The organism is Moritella sp. JT01 (assembly GCF_001574435.1).
Classification (GTDB): domain Bacteria; phylum Pseudomonadota; class Gammaproteobacteria; order Enterobacterales; family Moritellaceae; genus Moritella.
In genome coordinates, this window is record NZ_LOCN01000020.1 from 1,771 (window position 1) to 4,795 (window position 3,025).

1 rRNA gene is annotated in these 3,025 nt (G+C 48.6%); it reads left to right on the forward strand.

Features of this window, described 5'->3' with window-relative positions:
- Positions 1-94 precede the first annotated feature (94 nt).
- Positions 95-2,998: ribosomal RNA gene (locus AKG98_RS16260) — 23S ribosomal RNA — on the forward strand.
- Positions 2,999-3,025: the final 27 nt, after the last annotated feature.

Consider the following 3,025-nt stretch of genomic DNA (forward strand, 5'->3'; position numbering starts at 1 on the left):
GTAATAACAATATAGTGTTCTTGAGTATTCTTGAGGCGAAAAAAACTAGATAATACCTAGTTATTTCAATTGTACGGTCGACTTTAGATTGTATGGTTAAGTGACTAAGCGTATACGGTGGATGCCTAGGCAGTCAGAGGCGATGAAGGACGTGTTAATCTGCGTTAAGCTGTGGGGAGTTGATAAAAAGCGTTAATCCACAGATTTCCGAATGGGGGAACCCACTCTACTTTGTAGAGTATCGTAACGTGAATACATAGCGTTACGAAGCGAACCGGGAGAACTGAAACATCTAAGTACCCCGAGGAAAAGAAATCAATAGAGATACCCTTAGTAGCGGCGAGCGAACGGGGTCTAGCCCTTAAGCAGTTTGGAAGTTAATGGAAGATTCTGGAAAGTTTCACGATACAGGGTGATAGTCCCGTACATGAAAACGACCTTACTGTGAAATCGAGTAGGACGGCACACGTGATATGCTGTTTGAATATGGGAGGACCATCTTCCAAGGCTAAATACTACTGACTGACCGATAGTGAACCAGTACCGTGAGGGAAAGGCGAAAAGAACCCCTGTGAGGGGAGTGAAATAGAACCTGAAACCGTATACGTACAAGCAGTGGGAGCCTACTTTGTTGGGTGACTGCGTACCTTTTGTATAATGGGTCAACGACTTAATTTCAGTAGCAAGGTTAAGCGAATAGCGGAGCCGTAGGGAAACCGAGTGTTAACTGCGCGAATAGTTGCTGGGATTAGACCCGAAACCCGGTGATCTAGCCATGGGCAGGTTGAAGGTTGAGTAACATCAACTGGAGGACCGAACCGACTAATGTTGAAAAATTAGCGGATGACTTGTGGCTGGGGGTGAAAGGCCAATCAAACCGGGAGATAGCTGGTTCTCCTCGAAAGCTATTTAGGTAGCGCCTCGCGTCTAACTATTGGGGGTAGAGCACTGTTAAGGCTAGGGGGTCATCCCGACTTACCAACCCTTTGCAAACTCCGAATACCAATAAGTTCAATCGCGGGAGACACACGGCGGGTGCTAACGTCCGTCGTGGAAAGGGAAACAACCCAGACCGTCAGCTAAGGTCCCAAAGTGTATGTTAAGTGGGAAACGATGTGGAAAGGCTCAGACAGCCAGGAAGTTGGCTTAGAAGCAGCCATCTTTTAAAGAAAGCGTAATAGCTCACTGGTCGAGTCGGTCTGCGCGGAAGATTTAACGGGGCTAAACATACCACCGAAGCTACGGATGCAAAGACTTGTTCTTTGCATGGTAGAGGAGCGTTCTGTAAGCCGTCGAAGGTGAGTTGAGAAGCTTGCTGGAGGTATCAGAAGTGCGAATGTTGACATGAGTAACGATAATGGGGGTGAAAAACCTCCACGCCGAAAGACCAAGGGTTCCTGTCCAACGTTAATCGGGGCAGGGTGAGTCGACCCCTAAGGCGAGGCCGAAAGGCGTAGTCGATGGGAAACAGGTTAATATTCCTGTACTCACTTATATTGCGATGGGGTGACGGAGAAGGTTAGGCTAGCATGGCGATGGTTGTCCATGTTTAAGGTTGTAGGCAAGTGACTTAGGTAAATCCGGGTTGCTCTCTTAAGTGAGAATGCTGAGAACTGATGACGAGTCTCTACGGAGATGAAGTAGTTGATACCCGGCTTCCAGGAAAAACCTCTAAGCTTCAGATATAAGAGAATCGTACCCCAAACCGACACAGGTGGTTAGGTAGAGAATACTAAGGCGCTTGAGAGAACTCGGGTGAAGGAACTAGGCAAAATGGTACCGTAACTTCGGGAGAAGGTACGCCAATGATGGTGAAGGACTTGCTCCGTAAGCTATTGTTGGTCGCAGAGAAATGGTGGCTGCAACTGTTTATTAAAAACACAGCACTGTGCAAAATCGAAAGATGACGTATACGGTGTGACGCCTGCCCGGTGCCGGAAGGTTAATTGATTGGGTTAGACTTAGGTCGAAGCTCATGATCGAAGCCCCGGTAAACGGCGGCCGTAACTATAACGGTCCTAAGGTAGCGAAATTCCTTGTCGGGTAAGTTCCGACCTGCACGAATGGCGTAATGATGGCCACGCTGTCTCCACCCGAGACTCAGTGAAATTGAAATCGCTGTTAAGATGCAGTGTACCCGCGGCTAGACGGAAAGACCCCGTGAACCTTTACTATAGCTTGGCACTGAACATTGAACCTACATGTGTAGGATAGGTGGGAGACTTTGAAGCATTGTCGCTAGATGATGTGGAGTCAACCTTGAAATACCACCCTTGTACGTTTGATGTTCTAACGTAGGCCCCTTATCGGGGTTGCGGACAGTGTCTGGTGGGTAGTTTGACTGGGGCGGTCTCCTCCCAAAGAGTAACGGAGGAGCACGAAGGTTGGCTAAACATGGTTGGACATCATGTGGTTAGTGCAAAGGCATAAGCCAGCTTAACTGCGAGACAGACACGTCGAGCAGGTACGAAAGTAGGTCTTAGTGATCCGGTGGTTCTGAATGGAAGGGCCATCGCTCAACGGATAAAAGGTACTCCGGGGATAACAGGCTGATACCGCCCAAGAGTTCATATCGACGGCGGTGTTTGGCACCTCGATGTCGGCTCATCACATCCTGGGGCTGAAGTTGGTCCCAAGGGTATGGCTGTTCGCCATTTAAAGTGGTACGCGAGCTGGGTTTAGAACGTCGTGAGACAGTTCGGTCCCTATCTGCCGTGGGCGTTTGAGAATTGAGAGGAGCTGCTCCTAGTACGAGAGGACCGGAGTGGACGAACCACTGGTGTTCGGGTTGTTATGCCAATAGCATTGCCCGGTAGCTAAGTTCGGAACTGATAACCGCTGAAAGCATCTAAGCGGGAAGCAGGCCTCGAGATGAGTTCTCACTGGAGCTTTAAGCTCCCTGAAGGGCCGTTGGAGACTACAACGTTGATAGGCAAGGTGTGTAAGTGCTGTGAGGCATTGAGCTAACTTGTACTAATTACCCGTGAGGCTTAACCATACAAATTAAAGTATGATTAATTGAAAT